The 18,105-nt window shown below is 46.7% G+C and carries 14 protein-coding genes; 4 read left to right on the top strand and 10 right to left on the bottom strand.

What is annotated here, in order from left to right; genetic code table 11:
- Window positions 1-235: 235 nt before the first annotated feature.
- The 5 genes from ACR2PX_RS04200 to ACR2PX_RS04180 form a co-directional block, all read right to left on the bottom strand.
- Window positions 236-1,009 carry an enoyl-CoA hydratase gene (locus ACR2PX_RS04200; protein WP_433998111.1) on the bottom strand — a complete coding sequence of 258 codons (774 nt, stop codon included), beginning with the start codon at window positions 1,007-1,009 and terminating at the stop codon, window positions 236-238.
- A 3-nt stretch (window positions 1,010-1,012) separates the two neighbouring features.
- Window positions 1,013-2,170, bottom strand: a complete 1,158-nt coding sequence (locus ACR2PX_RS04195) for an acyl-CoA dehydrogenase family protein (protein WP_433998110.1) — start codon at window positions 2,168-2,170, stop codon at window positions 1,013-1,015.
- Window positions 2,171-2,470: 300 nt separating this feature from the next.
- The gene (locus ACR2PX_RS04190) at window positions 2,471-3,646 is read right to left on the bottom strand and encodes a thiolase family protein (RefSeq protein ID WP_433998109.1); all 1,176 of its coding nucleotides are present in this window, start codon (window positions 3,644-3,646) and stop codon (window positions 2,471-2,473) included.
- Window positions 3,647-3,911: 265 nt separating this feature from the next.
- Window positions 3,912-4,190 carry a hypothetical protein gene (locus ACR2PX_RS04185; protein ID WP_433998108.1) on the bottom strand — a complete coding sequence of 93 codons (279 nt, stop codon included), beginning with the start codon at window positions 4,188-4,190 and terminating at the stop codon, window positions 3,912-3,914.
- Between the two features lie 120 nt (window positions 4,191-4,310).
- Entirely contained in the window at window positions 4,311-5,087 is a 777-nt protein-coding gene (locus ACR2PX_RS04180) for a transporter substrate-binding domain-containing protein (protein ID WP_433998107.1), read from the bottom strand.
- A gap of 615 nt (window positions 5,088-5,702) precedes the next feature.
- Here ACR2PX_RS04180 and ACR2PX_RS04175 point away from each other — a divergent pair.
- Window positions 5,703-6,053 carry a hypothetical protein gene (locus ACR2PX_RS04175; RefSeq protein ID WP_433998106.1) on the top strand — a complete coding sequence of 117 codons (351 nt, stop codon included), beginning with the start codon at window positions 5,703-5,705 and terminating at the stop codon, window positions 6,051-6,053.
- Here ACR2PX_RS04175 and ACR2PX_RS04170 read toward each other — a convergent pair.
- On the bottom strand, window positions 6,043-6,621 hold the full coding sequence (locus ACR2PX_RS04170; protein WP_433998105.1) for a chalcone isomerase family protein: 579 nt from the start codon (window positions 6,619-6,621) through the stop codon (window positions 6,043-6,045). The two genes, ACR2PX_RS04175 and ACR2PX_RS04170, sit on opposite strands and share 11 nt — an antisense overlap.
- A gap of 96 nt (window positions 6,622-6,717) precedes the next feature.
- On the bottom strand, window positions 6,718-7,305 hold the full coding sequence (locus ACR2PX_RS04165; RefSeq protein WP_433998104.1) for a DUF924 family protein: 588 nt from the start codon (window positions 7,303-7,305) through the stop codon (window positions 6,718-6,720).
- Window positions 7,306-7,451: 146 nt separating this feature from the next.
- Between ACR2PX_RS04165 and lon the strand changes: the two genes are divergently transcribed.
- Both lon and ACR2PX_RS04155 read left to right on the top strand, forming a co-directional pair.
- A complete protein-coding gene (lon, locus tag ACR2PX_RS04160) occupies window positions 7,452-9,929 on the top strand; it encodes an endopeptidase La (protein WP_433998103.1) in 2,478 nt (825 codons plus the stop codon).
- 671 nt (window positions 9,930-10,600) lie between these two features.
- On the top strand, window positions 10,601-14,023 hold the full coding sequence (locus ACR2PX_RS04155; protein WP_433998102.1) for a hypothetical protein: 3,423 nt from the start codon (window positions 10,601-10,603) through the stop codon (window positions 14,021-14,023).
- A gap of 10 nt (window positions 14,024-14,033) precedes the next feature.
- Here ACR2PX_RS04155 and ACR2PX_RS04150 read toward each other — a convergent pair whose 3' ends face one another.
- The 3 genes from ACR2PX_RS04150 to ACR2PX_RS04140 form a co-directional block, all read right to left on the bottom strand.
- Window positions 14,034-14,657, bottom strand: coding sequence for a riboflavin synthase subunit alpha (locus tag ACR2PX_RS04150; RefSeq protein WP_433998101.1), 624 nt, complete (start codon window positions 14,655-14,657; stop codon window positions 14,034-14,036).
- Between the two features lie 53 nt (window positions 14,658-14,710).
- Window positions 14,711-15,244: an NUDIX hydrolase YfcD gene (gene yfcD, locus ACR2PX_RS04145; protein ID WP_433998100.1), complete on the bottom strand. Its 534-nt coding sequence runs from the start codon at window positions 15,242-15,244 to the stop codon at window positions 14,711-14,713.
- 262 nt (window positions 15,245-15,506) lie between these two features.
- On the bottom strand, window positions 15,507-15,983 hold the full coding sequence (locus ACR2PX_RS04140) for an aminoacyl-tRNA deacylase (protein WP_433998099.1): 477 nt from the start codon (window positions 15,981-15,983) through the stop codon (window positions 15,507-15,509).
- Between the two features lie 415 nt (window positions 15,984-16,398).
- Here ACR2PX_RS04140 and ppnN point away from each other — a divergent pair, with 415 nt between their 5' ends.
- Window positions 16,399-17,772, top strand: a complete 1,374-nt coding sequence (gene ppnN, locus ACR2PX_RS04135) for a nucleotide 5'-monophosphate nucleosidase PpnN (protein WP_433998098.1) — start codon at window positions 16,399-16,401, stop codon at window positions 17,770-17,772.
- Window positions 17,773-18,105 lie beyond the last annotated feature (333 nt).

The following is an 18,105-nucleotide window of genomic DNA, read 5'->3' as shown; positions in this document are numbered from 1 at the left end:
CGGATTTGGCCATTTTTTATGATTCTTTTCGTTGAATAGCTCGCTATTCGCCTCAAATAATCATAAAAACTGTCTCAAACCGGACTTTTTCTCGCTACGGTCGGCTAAGTCCGACAGACTCCTAGCGAACAACTTGGCATTGCCGGGTTGTAAAGAAAGGAACCATTCAGCTAAAAGTCACACTCCCCCGCTCAGGAACCCATAACAATTTCCAGCCGAAGTAATTCACTTTGACTCACTCATAAAGCCATTCAGGTGATCGTTTCTCCAGAAATGCCTTAACGCCTTCATTTTGATTCTGTCCTTTGAACAGCTCAAGAAACAACGTTCTCTCAGCAACATTTCTGTCCCGACCCGCAACGCGATTCATTTGAATCAGCTTTTTACAGGCCACCACCGAATCAGGGCTTTGTCGACTCACCTTTCCGGCCAGCTCACGGGCCGTTGAATAGGCCTGCCCCTGCTCAACCACTTCCTCAACCAGCCCAATGCGGGAAGCAGATTCAGCATCCACCTTTTCACCGAGCAAAATCATGCGTTTGGTCCAGGCCTCACCCACCAGCCACATCAAATTCTGGGTACCGCCAGCACAGGGCAACAGGCCCACAGCCGCTTCAGGCAAACCCAGCACCGCCTGCTTTTCTGCCACTCTCAGGTCACAGGCCAAAGCCACTTCAAGCCCTCCACCCAAAGCAAAGCCATTGATCGCAGCAATAGAAACGCCTTTAAATTCTGTCAGCGCTTCAAAAGCTTTACCAAAAGCTTCAGTCATGGGTCGAGCTTCTTCCGGAGAAACATCGGCAAACAACTTCAGATCCGCCCCGGCACTGAAAAACCGCTCTTGTTCAGAGTGAATAATCAGAGCGGTGACTCCCGGGTTCTCATTTAACTCATGAACCATTTGCTCAAGAAGATTCAAGCTCTCGAGCGTCCAGGTATTAGCCGGCGGGTTATTCAACTGGATGGTGGCAATATTGCCTTCCAGGGAAAGTTTCAAGCTATCAGACATTGTTCACTCCAGTCCTGCGCATTCGTCAGTCAGAATTCGACGGGCAATAATCAGTCGCATAATTTCATTGGTACCTTCCAGAATCTGGTGTACCCGCGTATCTCTGACATGGCGCTCCAGAGGGTATTCATTGATGTACCCATACCCTCCGTGGAGCTGCAGTGCCTCATTACAGACCTTAAACCCGACATCGGTCGCAAAGCGTTTGGCCATGGCACAATAGGCAGTCGCCTCCGGATCTTTCTGATCCAGCTTGAATGCTGCCAGCCGAACCATCTGCCTGGCTGCTGTCAGTTCAGTGACCATATCTGCTAACCGGAACTGCAGAGCCTGAAACTCTGCCAGAGCTTTACCAAACTGCTTACGATCCTTGATGTATTCTTTGGCGGTATTTAATGCCTGTTGGGCGGTTCCAATTGAACAGGTGGCGATATTGATTCGGCCTCCGTCCAGCCCTTTCATAGCCAGGGTAAAACCTTCCCCCTCATTTCCAAGAAGAGCACTGGCAGGAACCCTGACATTTTCAAAACTCACCAACCGGGTTGGCTGACTTTTCCAACCCATTTTCTTTTCATTTCGACCATAAGAAATCCCTTCACTGCTGGCTGGCACTGCGAAAGCCGAAATACCTTTTGGACCTTCCTGACCCGTTCGGGCCATTACCAGCAACAGATCCGTACTGCCGGCACCGGAAATGAACATTTTCGAGCCACTGAGCACATACTGATTTCCTTCTTTGACGGCACGGGTTTTCAGAGAAGCCGCATCACTCCCTGAGCCTGGCTCTGTCAGACAATAAGAAGCAAGCTTTTCACCCGTTACCAGAGCTTCACTCCACTCGGCCAGTACTTCATCGCTAGCAGCCAACCCCACCATCCAGGTCACCATGTTATGTATGGTCATATACGCTGTGGTAGAGGTACACCCCATGGAGAGCTGCTCAAAGACCAGACTGGCATCCAGCCTTGATAACCCCATACCTCCCATTTTTTCAGGAGCATACAGGGATAGAAAGCCCAACTTGCCTGCGTTCTTTATCGTTTGAATCGGAAAAATACTGTCTCTGTCCCAATCAGCAGCGTTGGGTAAAAGCTCCTGCTGGGAGAACTGGGCGGCCAGATCTCGAAAGGCGATTTGATCTTCTGTCAGGTTAAAGTTCATTAACTGCCCCTTATTGTTTTGTAAACCCTGTACACAGGGTATTCAGTACAGGACCATTTTGCTCATGGCTATTTATAATGAATGGCTATCCCGCTGATAACAGGACAGCCCGACAAAGTCCGAAAGGTAATCCGGACCTGATCTCTGTTGACTGCTTCTTCTCTGGAATGCCTTCAGGACCAACCAGACAAATAGCAACTAACGGATTTTCTACTCTCTCCTGGATAAACTCACAGCACTACCAGGCACACAGGCACAAAAAAACGACTCATGTCGCCAACAATGTCGATTGCTGATCGATCAAACAAGCTCTAAAGCAATAGCAGTAGCTTCACCACCACCAATACAAAGCGATGCTACCCCTTTTCTTCCACCTTTTATCTTCAGGGCATTAAGAAGCGTCACGATAATCCGGGCCCCACTGGCTCCCAGAGGATGACCCAGAGCACAGGCACCACCCAATACATTGACCTTACTGTGATCCAGACCCAGCTCCTGCATACAGGCCATGGTCACAACCGCAAAAGCCTCATTAATTTCAAAAAGATCCACATCTTCTACCTGCCAGTCGACCTTCTCAAGCAACTTGTTAATGGCAGCAATGGGAGCAATGGTAAACTCGGCGGGCAGCTGAGCATGGCTCTGATAACCTTTTATACGCGCTATGGGCGACAAACCTTTGGCCAGGGCATCTTCTTCACGCATCAAGACCAACGCAGCGGCGCCATCAGATATAGAGCTGGAGTTTGCAGCAGTAACCGAACCTTCTTTATCAAAGGCAGGCTTCAACTGACGAATTTTTTCCGGACGGGCCTTTCCAGGTTGCTCATCCACTGAAATCTCTCCTTTACGGGGAGTTTCCACCGATACCACTTCTTCAGAAAATGCCCCTTCTTCAATGGCTGACTGAGCTCTACTCAGAGACTCCAGTGCATAATCATCCATGGCTTCTCTGGATATATCAAACCGTCTGGCTGTCTGCTCAGCAAACACTCCCATGGCATGACCATCGTAGGCATCTTCCAGACCATCAGTAAACATGTGATCCTTAACCTGACCATGCCCTAGCCTCAAACCTGATCTGACTTTATCAAGCAGGTACGGCGCATTGGTCATACTTTCCATACCGCCTGCAACCACTGCATCAGCCTCGCCCAATTGTAGCTGAGCCGCCCCCATCATGACGGTTTTCATGCCTGAGCCACACACTTTATTGACCGTTGTCGTGCAAGTAGAATCATTAAGGCCTGCACCTCTGGCGGCCTGTCTGGCAGGTGACTGTCGGCAACCTGCTGGCAGCACACAACCCATCAACACTTCGGAGATATCGGAGGCAGAAAGACCACTTTTCTCAACGGCAGAACGGATAGCCACAGCCCCCAACTTAGGAGCAGACACTTCTGAAAGACTTCCCTGAAAGCCTCCCATGGGGGTACGAGTAGCTGAAACGATGACAATACTGACTTGATCAGACATGGTAATCTCTTGTTGTTGTTAATGCTCAAATGCCGATTCGACAAAAAACTCTATTGCTCAACTCATCCGCATTGAAATCAGCACGGCAGAATAGCTTGCAGCAGAGTCAGTATCTGACAGAACTCACTGACTCTCAAACATTCTACCGCAACAAAAGACAAAAAATACCATCTTGAACGTTCAGTCCAGGACTAGATCTCTATGACAGGCAGAGCCACAAGCAACGTTAGAGGCTCTGAGTTCAGGAATTGGAAATCACTTAACATTAAATACAACTGTCATCCGCAGCATCCAGACACCCCCATTGGGCGAAAAGGCTTTCAACTTCACGAATGGCTTCTTTATCGGCTTTACTGATGTGTCTCAAGACAGCGTTAGCCATCACGGATGCCAAATCACTTTTGAGTGACTGTCCCAGACCTGCTGGAAGGCGAAGAATAACGTCTCCAAAGAGAATAGTACCACCCTGTGTCACCCGGATGACATACTCTCCCTGGTTCGATTCAGTCATGGTGAGAATGGCTTTTTCTATAGACTTGCTCATAACTTTTCTCCTCTTGGCCGATCGACTACATCTATATCCCTGCATCGGCTGAGAAGAGAAAAACATTGTTAAAATTAGATGAATGGTTTTTGAAGAAAAAATGTCCTTTATTGCCCAATATTATTCCGGCATCCACCTTTGCTTCAACTGATCAATAAAGCCTTCCTCTTGCTTGAGCCGCAACCAGTGATTAATGTAATTAATCCAGACCTGATCATCCTGTGGCATCATCATGGCCAGCCTATTAACCTGCTCAGGTATTCCATTCTCAACCACTTGAAGATTAGGAAACCGGGATCTTAATGACAGCGCCTCAAGATTGGATGTCAGGTAAACATCTGACTGCCCCCAAATGACCTTCATGTAATCATCATCAGGCCTTTGAACAGGGTCAATATCCGCATCCGGAAAATAAGTACGTGCTCTATGCTCAAACACGCCTCCTTGAGTGACAACAATATCAACGCCCTGTCGATTCAAAGAACTCCAGTTAGGAAATTTCTTTTTATTCTCTTCAAGAATCACCGGCACAGTGACCACTGAAAGATAACTGTCTGAAAACCCCACCCACTTAGCTCTTTCCATATTGATAATGGCACTGGTGGTCAGGTCATACCTTCCCTGCTTTACACCTTCCATCATACCGCTCCAGTGAGCGGGAACCAGAGTAAGCTTCACTTCCAGATCGTCAGCCAGTTCTCTTACCAGATCAATGTCAAATCCCCTGTAATACTCACGTGTAGGATTAAACAATGACAGCGGATCCAGATCACCTGTGGTAGCTACTCTCAACTCACCTGCACGAAGAATCTCATGCAGCCTGGAATCAACCGCCAGAACACTTGCCGAGAATGTGATAAGCACAGGCATAACTGTTAAAAGGAAGAACTTTTTCAAAATTTCATCCATCAATACAACTGCAATAATGCTTAATGTTTAGCACCATACAGCAGAATATTAATAACTGTCTGTGAGGGAAAACAGCATTGAATCATTTGATTTAAACTCTTATGACACAGATCATTGATTAACAGTTTAAATTTTATTTAAATAAAAACGTTTTCCTCAGCTTGGATAAATAAAGACAGGCAGACTCTTACTCGCCTTATTTCAAAAACCATTAAGTAAAACCGATGTTATTAACATCAAAAACCAGCACACCGATTATCCAACAAACCATTCCGAACTTAACTTAATAAGTTCGTAGAAATCATTTCACCGCACTCTAAAAAGATATTGAATGTCCGATCTTTAATTCAACATATTCGAATAAAAAACAACAAAACAGAAACAGAAAAGCTCCCGGTTGTTTCACTGAACGAAAAAAATAGTACTCTGCTGAAACCCTGCTTCCTACTTGAAATAAGCACGACTACTAACTTCAACAGTAGGGGAAAATCACCTTGTGAATAGTCGCCGACCTTGGTTTAATGCCTTGGCTGAACACTACGCCCAACCCAGTCATCCAGATAGCACCTATTGACTGCAGGTTGGCCAGATGGGAAAAGTGCATTGCTACAAGAAAGCAGGACTCAAAACGAACATCTCCAGCCCCAAGAGGATAACCAGTCCCGCTTGATTCCGCCAGAGCTGGCCAAAAAGCATCTGCTCTATGACTGTCCACTCTACATCTGGTATGCCAGTGGCTGGATTCGCTATAACAAACAACTGCCCCGGATGCAGTGGTTTGTCTATGTGGAATATCGGGATCGATTCTGCGCCAGCCATTACCATGTATCAGAGTTTGAGACTCTGGCCGGCGCTCTCGACTTCATGGAACACAAAGCCATTCTTCTGGAGCTTCCAAAGATCTGCCCAAAGCAAACCCGGAAGCAGCCTATAGTGAAAACGATTACCCTTTAGCGTTCAGACCCAGAACCCCTTGCTTGAACTTCTTGTTAGGAGGAGTCTCACCAATCCATACCTTAAGTATTGCGTTAAATACTTTTTTACCGGGTATGATGCCTTTCTCTTCTCCAGCAATAATTACTCGCGCACCTTTGCCGGGTATGTATTCAAACGTTCCTGAGTCACCTCTTTTCAGCGTGCCGTCAATCATGCTCATGAACTGACCAATCCCCTCTTCCAGTTCCTTCTGTTCTTCTTCAGAAGTGTTGATCTGGATCGCCTCATAGAACGCATTAGCAATTCGCCTTGCACTCATTTTAGAGAAGAGAATAGTAAACGTCATACGCTGATAGCTTTCTTCAGAAAGTATAAGAGAAACGTCACTGGTAGGGTTTTCGAGATAAAGCGCACCGATATATCCGTCAACAACCAAATACCAGCTTCTCACTGCTGCCCCTTGAAGCTGAAGTACGGTACCATCCGACACCTTTACAACATCAGGAACTTCCATACCCTTCATGGAAAGAGCATGAGCGGACTGCCAGAGCGCCATCCCAAATACGACAATGAACAACTTTTTCATAAATATCCTTTGGGTTTTATTATTATATTTTACCCGAACATCTTACAGTAGCTGAGACGTTATTCCCACTTTTCAGGATTACCGGATGACAAAAGATCAGAAGGATGACCCAGGCTGCTGGAGAAAGCTCAATTCTTCATCAGTACTCTCTCTACCCAGAAGACTGTTTCGATGAGGAAAACGACCAAACCGCGCCACAATATCACGATGTTTAACCGCAAAATCGAGTGAACCTGCAATGTATTGCTGATACCCCTCTCCTGCACCTTCAAGAATTCTTTCAAAGAGCTTTATGCATTGTTCCTGATCTTCGAGCGACTCACTGTGCATAAAAGGCATGACAAAAAAAGCCTGCTGCAGTTCTGACAACAGACCCAGCATTCCTTTCTCTACTCCCTCTCTGGAGATAGCCAGTGCATTGTGGTCATGCTGAAAGGATCTGGGATCCCCTCTGAAGATATTGCGAGGGAACTGATCCAGCACAATAATCGCTGCCAACCGCCCTTCAGCTGATTCCAGCCATTCGTCGTACTCTCCGGATTCAACTTTATCGGGCAAGGCACCAAACTCTTTTCGAATCAACTGATCCTGAGTATCATTTTTCTTCCACCATCGGGACATTTGCACATCGCCAAGGGGCTCGCCTTCAAACCAGAAGCTCAGAACTTCCTGAAACCTTCTCATATTTTTACTCCCGTAATCCTGCCAACTGAGTGGCACGCAGCTTGTACTCAACCATACTTAATTACATCGCCTATTGAAATCACTGGAGATGACACCAGATAGTCATTATCCGCTTACCATTCATTCCGAGACTCAATCTGAAGACTATGACTGATCAGGACAACCAGGAACCCGAAGTTATTTCGGCTGATGAACAGGTAGATGATATGGGTACTGGACTGGTACTCCCTGAACACGCTCTGCCTGACAAACTTTACCTTATCCCTGTCTCAAACCGGCCATTTTTCCCTGCCCAGGTTCAACCTCTGGTTTTTAGCAGCCAGGAGTGGGAAGAAACGCTTCAACGGGTAGCCCAAAGCCCTCATAAAGTAGTGGGACTGAGTTACGTTGCAGGGATGTCTGGGACTGGCGAGGAAATCAATCCGGAAGACTTTCCTGAACTGGGCTGCACGGTCAAAATTCATAACATCGTGGCAGAAGGCGACCAGATTCAATTTATTGCTCTGGGGATGCAGCGATTCCGTATCAAACAATGGTTACGCAAACGCCCCCCTTATCTGGTCCAGGTAGAATATCCAGAGAATGTTCAGGATGACACGGATGAAATCAAAGCTTACGCACTGGCACTGATACAGGCGATCAAGGAATTAATCCCGCTTAACCCTCTGTACAGCGAAGAACTCAAGAATTACCTGAACAGGTTCAGTCCAAAAGATCCTTCTCCCCTGGCCGACTTTGCAGCAGCCATCACTACCGCGCCGGGTCATGAATTGCAGGAAGCGCTGGAAACCCTTTCTGTTCAGCGCCGCATGGAGAAAGTCCTGATTCTGATCCGCAGGGAGCAGGAAGTAGCCCGTCTTCAGGGTGAAATCAATGCTGAAGTGAACCGCAAAATCAGCAAACATCAGCGTGAATTCTTCCTGAAGGAACAACTGAAAGTCATACAGAAAGAACTGGGCATCTCAAAAGACGACAGAACGGCTGAAATCGAAGCTTTTGAAAAACGCATTGCCGAGCTGGACATACCTGAAGCGCCCTTGAAGAAGATCGATGACGAGATGAAAAAGCTCTCAATTCTTGAAGTGGGTTCTCCCGAGTATGCCATCTGCCGAAACTACCTCGACTGGGCCACCTCCGTGCCCTGGGGCAAATACTCCGAAGATATTTTTGATCTTTCTCATGCCAGAAACATATTAAATGCTGACCACGATGGGCTGGACGATGTAAAAGACCGCATCATCGAGTTTTTGGCGGTTGGTGCTTATAAACAGGAAGTATCGGGCACCATTATGTTGCTGGCCGGTCCTCCAGGCGTTGGCAAGACCTCTATTGGGCGCTCTGTCGCTCGTGCATTAGGCAGAAAATTCTACCGGTTCAGCCTAGGTGGTATGAGAGATGAAGCAGAAATAAAAGGCCATCGCCGCACCTATGTGGGTGCCCTGCCTGGCAAGCTGGTTCAAGCTTTGAAAGAGGTAGATGTAGCCAATCCGGTCATCATGCTGGATGAAATTGACAAGATTGGAGCCTCTTATCGCGGAGACCCTGCCTCTGCCCTTCTAGAAGTTCTGGATCCAGAGCAAAACAGTGAGTTTCTGGATCATTATATGGACATGAGAATCGATCTCTCGAAAGTTCTGTTTATCAGTACCGCCAACCAGTTGGATACCATTCCCGGACCTCTTCTGGATCGCATGGATGTCATCCGGCTTTCCGGTTATATCACAGAAGAGAAAATGGCCATCGCCAAAAATCATCTGTGGCCAAAACTGCTGAAGCAGTCAGGCTTAAAGAAAAGCCAGATCAGACTATCGGACGCCACTCTGAAAGCTGTCATTGAAAGCTATGCCAGGGAAGCCGGTGTCAGACACCTTGAAAAGCTGCTGCAGAAAATCATTCGTAAAGTTGTCGTTCAATTGCTGGAAGGCTCCAGCAAAAGCCTCAGCGTCACAACCAAAAATCTTTCTGATTATCTAGGTGCGCCCTATTTCAGAAAAGAAAAACGTATTGAAGGTATTGGTGTAGTTACAGGGCTGGCCTGGACGGCTATGGGGGGAGCTACTCTGCCCGTGGAAGCCAGCTTGATTCATCATCAACGGGTTGGCTTCAAGCTCACTGGCAAGCTGGGCGATGTTATGAAAGAGTCAGCAGAAATAGCCTACAGCTTTGTTTCAAGTCAGACCAATAAACTCGGGATACCCGAAACTTTCTTCGATAAAGCCTTCATTCATCTTCATGTTCCTGAAGGAGCCACCCCCAAAGACGGCCCTTCAGCGGGTATTACCATGGCTACTGCCCTGCTGTCTCTGGCTACAGGTAAAAAGCCGGCCCAGGTTGCTATGACAGGAGAACTCACTCTGACAGGTAAAGTGCTCGCAGTTGGCGGTGTCAGGGAAAAAGTTATCGCAGCCAAAAGACAGGGCATTCACACCCTGATCATTCCAGAAGAGTGCCGAAGGGATTTCGACGAGCTTCCGGACTATATACGAAAAGGCATGACCATCCACTTTGCCAGCACCTTCGAAGATGTATGCAAAAACGCATTCCCAGTGAAGATCCCAGTGAAGATCCCAGTGAAGAAAAGTGCTAAGAAAACTACTCGGAAAAAACCAGCAAAGAAACGCTGAGTCTGAAAAGGCTCAGCCATGCAGTCTAGGAGCCTGTCGGACTTATGCTTTCGAGCATAAATTTCAGTAGAACGAGTCGAATTATTCGATGGATTCGTGAGAATAGTTGACCTATTTAGTCGAATTCATCGAATAATTGGGCCGTTCTTTCTGGAATTCAGGTCGAAATAGTCTTAAGTCCGACAGGCTCCTAGAACCATAAGACTGTCATCCCTAACGTTTTATACTCCTGCTAAACGAACTGTGCCGCCCCGTTTGGGGCGGCACATGATACGATGCTCTAGCAACGAGGGAGACCCCCGTTTGGACATATTAAATGAGCAAGTTCAAGTATTAGCGCTAAGAGCCTTATTGTCCATCTGCAGCCAAGAATATTGAAGCATAAAGAAAACCCTTTTAAGACAACTTATGTCACTTTTCAGATTTTCAGCCTGCTTCTATCTTTACCAGCCATAAATTCGACACTTTAAAGTAAAAGAAAAACACAATTTGTACGTTCCATCTATCATCTCGGCAGAACTGCACTGCCATCATCTAAGCTGTGTTAATGAGTGTCGCAATGCAATCACTCAATAAAGTTTCACCCTTTATACTGTTGCACCTTTAAATAGAATCCAAATAAATAGAATCCAAATAAATAGAATCCAAAGCTCACAACGGACTGTGGCAACATGTCATCACCCATAACACCTGGTAGTAATAATTCGCCCCCCCCCAGGTTACCTGACGAGAACGACTCGCCTTCCTCACCAGTGACAGGCCAGGACCACCTGGGCAGACAGATCAGTGAGGCTACAACAACCGCTCAGTTGAGCCATGAAACATCAGATCAACAGACACCCGAATCGCCTCACATCAATGAAAGAAAAACGGAAGAACAACCCTGGTTCTTTCAACGTTGGTATAGAAGGTATTTGGGTAAAGAAGACGCTGCTACTCCCTCATCCACAAAAGAAACGGAACTTGACCCTGAAGAAAATCCGACGGGTTACTGGGACCTGGTAAAAGGCCTTCCAGGCCGAGCGGCCGGAGCCTTATATAACCTACCTGCTGCAGGGCTCGAGAAAGCTGCATCGAAGCTTGATAACTTCGTTAACAGTCAAGCCGGCATAGAGATGACCAACGAAGACGAAAAAAGTCAGTGGCGCTCTCTGCTGTATTACTTGCTATGCAGCTATACAGGCGTTGTAGTGGATGGTGAGCAAACCCCTTTCAATTTTAATGAAATTCTCCAGAAGAATGGTGACAAGCCCCCTGTAAAAATCACAGCGTTAAGCTTTGATTCGAAACGAGTCGTCAAACAGTCAGAAAGCTATCTCATCAACGGACAGGCCACAGAAAATCACTTTGAAGTGGGCGACCTGTCCTGCACCGCTGAAATTCCGGTCAAAGACTCCCCCCCATTGACATTGCATTTTAAACTCGAGAACACAACCGTATCAGTGGGCACAGACATCAGCATTGCCCAGATACTGAAAAACAAATTCATATCTTCTGCTCAAGACAGAACAGTGGCCCAACTCTCAGCCGAGAAAGTCGAAGTCAGATATGAGCATCTGGATGCCTATAAAGAGCTGACTTCAGGACCCAAACCGGCAAAAGAAACAGATTGCATGGTCGGATTTGAAAGTGGCAAACTGACCATGAAAGGCGTCCGCTTTTGCAAGCCGCTTAACATGCTGAAAGCCTCTTCCGAACAAACCTCCATTCTTACTTTCGACAAACTAAAATATCAGAACGAATCGGCCAGACCAGCCCTGGTAGAGGTCAAGAAAGTAAAAGTGCATCATCTTGATGATACCCACAATGGAACTTTTTCCAGCTCACTGATTGTTCATCCCAAAATGATCCGCAACATCCCCTACATTGGCTGGATATTATCTCCTATTTTCTCTGCTCCTATTCATTTGGATATTTTTTCATTCATGAAGCACGGAGAAATCCGCATGAAGGACCTGAAACACGGCATCAGTGTTTCCGGGGGCCTGGCGGGCTGGTTGGTAAAAAAAGCGCTTACAGCCAGTGGAACGAGACTGGTCCCATTCAAGGGAGGCACTGGTCTGCAAATTGGTTGGCCCTTCGAGTTTGTAGTCTGCAAGATTGACCTGGCAGGCTTACTTCCTGGTAAAGCAGCCACTCGAATAGAAGACCAGGATCAGTTAACGTACCAGCGTTTACAGCTGAATCCTCCCTCACAAGACCCTACTTTTACTGAAGAATGGCCACGACTTCATCATCAACATTTTGAAGCACTGGATAAAGAAGATGGCGTACTCATTGTTCCAGATACTTTCAGCAGAGTTCTTAGCGGAATTATTTCGGGAAACAAAGCGCTAGCCAAACCATTACGAATGGTACCCAGACTCTTGGAAAAACGTTGTATCGAAGCTGCAAAGGGTGATGAAGGGGCCAGTCAGATTCTGCTTCGCTTCGTACAGGATCAGGAAAGATTTCAACACGAAAGTGATTGCATGATGGCACTTCAGGCCATTCCTGTAACGTTTTTCATCAAAGAAGCGTCTGAAGCTGATGATCAGAAATGGTTATGGCTTGAGAGTGTTGCACACAGACTGATTGCAGTTGATGGACAAAAAGCCTTTGAGCTTTACAAACATCTGCTTAAAAGAAAAGACGTCGAAAATGCCAGCGAACTGGCTACCGATATTAACTGGCTGATTCATCTATCAAAACGCCTCCCTAGAAACACTCCGGAAGAGAAAGATCTGGCATTTCGGGTAGCAGAATTCACCTACAAATCGAACCCGGAAAAAGCCGGTGAGGTGATCAGACTGCTCATCGACTGGAACAAGAAAAAGCTATACAAAAACAGCCAGCTGAGTACCTTAATTCACGGTTTGATCCATAATCACCCCTACTTTGCCGACCCTCACCATCTCGTCGATTTGTTGAATCTGCTTGACCGGAGTCACCCTCAAATTGTTGCCAGCTCATTAGAACAATTCCCGGTACAAACACTCCTTCAAAATCTTTGGGTACAAGATAGTATCCAGGCCCATAACACTCTGGATTTCCTTAAAAGCCTGCTCTTCAAACATGGTCGGTTCAAAGAAGCTGCTGAACTGTTAATTGAATCGGGAGATCGCAGACAGGCTGCAAGAATGCTGGAACTCGCCATCAGTCAAGGTAAGCCTTTAGCTCTCACGGTAAAAATGGAACTGGCGACAAGGGATGAACTACCTGAAGAAGTGACGGTAGAAAAAGAAGTTCGCCGCCTAAGACAGTTGTTAGGAAACCCGACCACTCCTAAGGGCATGAGAGAAGAGGCTCTATCTGTCCTTGCAGGTGTTGTTACAGAGAAGCCCCATCCGGAGCTTGCAGGGATCTTCACTGAAGACCTGTTGATGACAGAAGATAAAAAGGCTTCTTTTGTTAAGGCTGTAGACATGCTTTTTGACCTTCAGACCGGAGAGGCCATTCTCCCCAATGATCGCATGAAAACCCTGAATCAAATTGAAGAACACTTAAAAGCAGCACGAACCGATGAGTCAGCCTATTTGAACAGACCTCTGGTGCTTAAGCAGATTCAGGATGCCAATTACCAGGTTGACCAGGCCATGCAATTAATGATGAAAGTACGAGGGCCTGTAGAGTCTACTCTATTGGCCATTCTCAAATCTCAGGCACCTTCAGATGAAGTCATAGTCGAAAATAATACTGCTTCTGAGACAATACCGGGACCGGAAGATGATGATGGTGGTGAGTTTTATGATGCACTGGATCACCCCTACGACCTGACTAGCAGCGAAGCCCCAATAACAGTTACTCCTCCCTCCGGTCTGGAGCCTGTTGCAGAAAACAACGCTTTGGTCGTTGACGAAATACGTCCAGATTACTCCGAACCGGTCACTCCCTATGAAAGCATTCGAATGGAAATTGACGATGAAGAGGAAGATGAGCTCGTGTCGACTGACTATACCCAGAACCTGGACTCAGAGACTTCCTTCCTACCGGGAAGTCTCTCTAGCTATTCATCACTGCTTAGTCAGCCCGTCTTCTCAAGATCCTCGAAAGGTTTCCTAGACCCACGGCTCAGGGAAGAATGGGCGTCAATACTCGAAATGAGAGCCAATTGAACCTGAAAGATCAATTTGAGGACTGACTCTCCAGGTAAGCTTTGACTGTATTCACGACAGCCTGTGTCTGGCTGTCAATTTCAAGATTAATCTGACTCCCCTTCTCTGCACTACCAAACGTCGTCAGACGTAATGTTTCGGGAATCAAGTGAACACAGAATGTACCTTTCTGAACCTGTTCACCTACGGTCAGGCTGGTGCCATTGAGCGCAATATAACCTTTAGGCTGAATGTAATCCTGCCAGCAAGGATCAAATTTAAATACAAGTGTCGTATTATTTTCAGACTTAATAACTTCCTGAATAGTCACTTTGTCATGCACATGGCCTGACAATAAGTGGCCCCCAATTTCATCACCAAACCGTGCTGCACGTTCAATATTGACGGCAGTACCTTTTTGCAGACTCCCCAGATTGGTTGCTCTGAGTGTTTCCTGCATGATATCAAATGAGGCGATATGTCCTTCAGCATCTACAGAGGTCACTGTCAGACAAACACCGTTAACCGCGACACTGGCTCCTGACTCAAGACCTTGGCACAAGCTTTCATTCAACTGGATCTCTATCGTCATGAATTCCTGTTTACGGACAACACTGTGCAGCTTGAAAACGCCATTTATAATACCTGTAAACATAACGGACTGATTCTACTCCTGAGAAAAACATAAACCTGAGCCAATACTTCTACTCAATGCCGGCCACCACCATAAAAATGCATCAAACGCTTCAGCGCCACAAGGCTGTCAGGAGTATATCTCCGGCTGAAACGGTTAGACAAAATATCTTCCGGAGACTCCAGAATCACACCAGCCACCTCTTCTTCCTGAAGCGTCAGCTCTCCTTCATAGTGGCAGCTGTACACCCTGCCCCATACCTTGCAATCATCATTATGAAAGTAAAAGTGAAACAGAGGCTCCAGTGGTGTGTCTTCGATACCCAGCTCTTCGGCTAGCTCTCTGACAGCGGCCACATCATAACTTTCACCTTCAGCGACTACGCCTCCGGTTGTCGGCTCAAAATAACCCGGGTAAATATCCTTGCTCAACGTCCTTTCCTGAACATAAAGCTGCCCTTTACTGTTAAAAACAAAAACATAAGTAGCCCGATGACAAAGCTTCTCTTCTCTCATTTGTCTTCTGGGAACAGCTCCGAGCACATGGTTGCTTTCATCCACAACGATGACATTTTCTGATGCAGACTGCAGTTCTGGGTTAGATGGCATAAACATCAGGCTCCGGATATTCGCTTTATTTTACCGTAAGAAACTTCTCATCACCCAGGGCAACGAAAGTGGTTTCTATCACTCAATTTTATTGGCTGGAAAACATGACACTGCCTTCTAATAAACACAAGCGTTCTTTGATCATCCCATCCCTGACCGGGCAATTCCCTGGCAGACCAAAAGCAAGCCTGTGCATTGACTCATAATGACATATTGATAGGGTTTTTCGAACCGTTTCAGAGCGCCATTCATTGAAGAATCTTCAGGCTATCGCAGCCTTCTGTCGCTCAGAAAGTACAACAGGATGCACTAACTCCTGGAAATCCTGCCAGCCCATCACCAGAAGCTCAGATGAATCACCACTATTGAAGGCAACAAAATTGCCTTTATCCAGGGAATCGACGGCGAAAACAGGTAAACCAAACAACTCACCAAAGGGCGGAGTGGCACCCAGTTCGCAATGCCCAAAAGCCGATGCAAATTCGTCTTCTGCAGCTAACTCTGCGGTATGGCTGCCTGCTGCATGTCGTAATTGACTGAAGTTAACTCTTTCAGTGGCAGGCAGGATGCACAGTGCCAACTTTCCATCGAGTTTGACAACCACCGTTTTAGCCAGGTTATGACCACTGATGTGAGCCTTCTCTGCAATTTCCTGGGCAGTAAAAGCGGGGGGGTGGCGGCAGGTTGAAAAAGCTACATGGTGATGATTTAAATAGTCCACTACTCTTTGTTCAGCCATTTTCACTACCTCTGGCATAAGCCTGAAAGGGCCGAAATAAGATGCGAGCCGAACATTCAATATCCGACTCATAGAGAGATCTTAACATTCCCAATTTGTCAGAGGATGGCCAATCCGTCAAGACTGAAAAAAATTCTTATAAACTCATATAATGTGTCTATGGCCGATAATCATTTAGATTGCAGCCATCCACTTTCAACTCTTTTTCTAATAACCAGAGAGCTCAATCGTTATCTGTCATTAGATCACCAGCCACTTTCTTTGGGCACAACAGAGCTGTGTATCTGAACAACATCAGCCAGGGCAAGAAACCGTTTCTTTTCCCTAAGAGATACACAACGCAGCCGTGAGCTCAGGATCAATCTGTTATTCAAATGGCTAGGCGATTTTCACGATAAAAATACCAGGGGGTATCATGACCGCCAGAAATACTGTTTCCACTATTGTTAATCCTGTTGGCTCCATGCGGGTGCTCTCCAACCGCGAGGTCAGCAGGCTTCAGGATACCAGCCAGAAAGGACTGCATCGTTTGTTTCGACAATGCGCCCTGGCCATACTTAACTGTGAACAGGAAGGTGATGACACCGAAGAAATCATGGAGCAATTCCAGGATTTCGACATTCGTATTGTTCAGGAACACCGTGGGCTGAAACTGGAACTGATTAATGCTCCTGCCGATGCCTTTGTTGCTGGCAAACTGATTCGTGGTGTCAGGGAAAACCTGTTTTCCGTTCTGCGAGACATTCTTTATGTGTCTTCTCATATTACAGAAGACCCTCGATTCACCGTAGAAAGCTCAACGGATATCACCCATCTGGTTTTCCAGATTCTCCGCCACGCCGATGCTTTTATTACCAAGCAGGTACCCAGTATTGTTGTCTGCTGGGGCGGGCACTCTATTGCCCGTCATGAATATGAGTACACCAAAAAAGTCGGTTATCAGCTCGGCTTGCGAGGTATGAATATCTGCACTGGCTGCGGCCCCGGCGCCATGAAAGGCCCCATGAAAGGCGCTTATATCGGCCATGCCAAACAACGCACGTCTCGTGGTCGATTCATCGGTTTAACCGAACCGGGCATTATTGCAGCCGAATCGCCCAATCCGATTGTCAACGAGCTGATCATCCTGCCGGATATCGAAAAACGCCTGGAAGCATTTGTTCGTCTGGGTCACGGTATAACCGTCTTTCCTGGCGGACCAGGAACCTGCGAAGAAATTCTCTACATTCTGGGTATTCTTCTGAACCCAGCCAACAAAGACATTCCTTTCCCACTGGTTTTCACAGGCCCGGAAGCAGCCAAGGAATACTTTGAAAAGATAGATGAGTTTATTGTTAACACTCTGGGCGAAGAAGCCCAGTCTCGATACCAGATCATCATTGATGATCCCCTGGAAGTCAGTCGGGTGATGAGAAACGGGCTGGAGCAGGTAACCCGCTACCGGAGAAAGCATGGCGATGCCTACTACTTCAACTGGCTGCTTCAGATTGAACAGGATTTTCAGACCCCCTTTGATCCAACCCATGAAAATATGGCCAACCTTGAACTGAACACCGAACTGCCTCCTCACATTCTGGCGGCCAATCTGCGGCGCGCCATGTCAGGTATTGTCGCAGGTAACATAAAAGAAGAAGGTGTTGGCCAGATTCGGGCTAAAGGTCCCTATCAGTTAAAAGGCGAGCCGGAACTGATGGAACAGATCGACAGTCTGCTGCAATCCTTTGTAGAGCAGTTCAGAATGAAACTACCAGGCAGTCATTACGAACCCTGTTACGAAATCAAAAGCTGATGACTACTGTGGGTGAAAGCGGAGTGAAATATCTTCGCTTTCTCAGGCTTTATAAAGTCTGGAAAACTTAAAAAGATCCAGCCCTTTGGGAAGCAGTTCTTCCATAACCATATTCTTAACAATACTCCCCACCACCGGCGCAAACTTAAACCCATGACCTGAGAAACCGCCCGCCACGATGACCCTTTGGTATTCTGGCAGTTTATCTAGTGCCTGTCCGAAAACCCTCAACCCTTGAAAATAATAGCTTGTAGCCCAATATAGATACTGAAGTTTTCAACTACCGGCTGTTATTTTCAAAAATCATGCGTAAACCAATTAATCCACAGCTAC

This window comes from Endozoicomonas sp. (assembly GCF_051008435.1).
Classification (GTDB): Bacteria; Pseudomonadota; Gammaproteobacteria; order Pseudomonadales; family Endozoicomonadaceae; genus Endozoicomonas_A.
Note: the sequence above shows the minus strand (reverse complement) of the source record. Positions and strands in the feature narration are given on the sequence as shown.

Coding starts and splice junctions, on each gene's coding strand:
- ACR2PX_RS04165 (WP_433998104.1), bottom strand. CDS start 7,305: ATGAGAAGGTTTCAGGAAGTTCTGAGCTTCTGGTTTGAAGGCGAGCCC.
- yfcD (WP_433998100.1), bottom strand. CDS start 15,244: ATGCCATCTAACCCAGAACTGCAGTCTGCATCAGAAAATGTCATCGTT.
- ACR2PX_RS04195 (WP_433998110.1), bottom strand. CDS start 2,170: ATGAACTTTAACCTGACAGAAGATCAAATCGCCTTTCGAGATCTGGCC.
- ACR2PX_RS04190 (WP_433998109.1), bottom strand. CDS start 3,646: ATGTCTGATCAAGTCAGTATTGTCATCGTTTCAGCTACTCGTACCCCC.
- ppnN (WP_433998098.1), top strand. CDS start 16,399: ATGACCGCCAGAAATACTGTTTCCACTATTGTTAATCCTGTTGGCTCC.
- ACR2PX_RS04200 (WP_433998111.1), bottom strand. CDS start 1,009: ATGTCTGATAGCTTGAAACTTTCCCTGGAAGGCAATATTGCCACCATC.
- ACR2PX_RS04155 (WP_433998102.1), top strand. CDS start 10,601: ATGTCATCACCCATAACACCTGGTAGTAATAATTCGCCCCCCCCCAGG.
- ACR2PX_RS04185 (WP_433998108.1), bottom strand. CDS start 4,190: ATGAGCAAGTCTATAGAAAAAGCCATTCTCACCATGACTGAATCGAAC.
- lon (WP_433998103.1), top strand. CDS start 7,452: ATGACTGATCAGGACAACCAGGAACCCGAAGTTATTTCGGCTGATGAA.
- ACR2PX_RS04140 (WP_433998099.1), bottom strand. CDS start 15,983: ATGGCTGAACAAAGAGTAGTGGACTATTTAAATCATCACCATGTAGCT.
- ACR2PX_RS04150 (WP_433998101.1), bottom strand. CDS start 14,657: ATGTTTACAGGTATTATAAATGGCGTTTTCAAGCTGCACAGTGTTGTC.
- ACR2PX_RS04170 (WP_433998105.1), bottom strand. CDS start 6,621: ATGAAAAAGTTGTTCATTGTCGTATTTGGGATGGCGCTCTGGCAGTCC.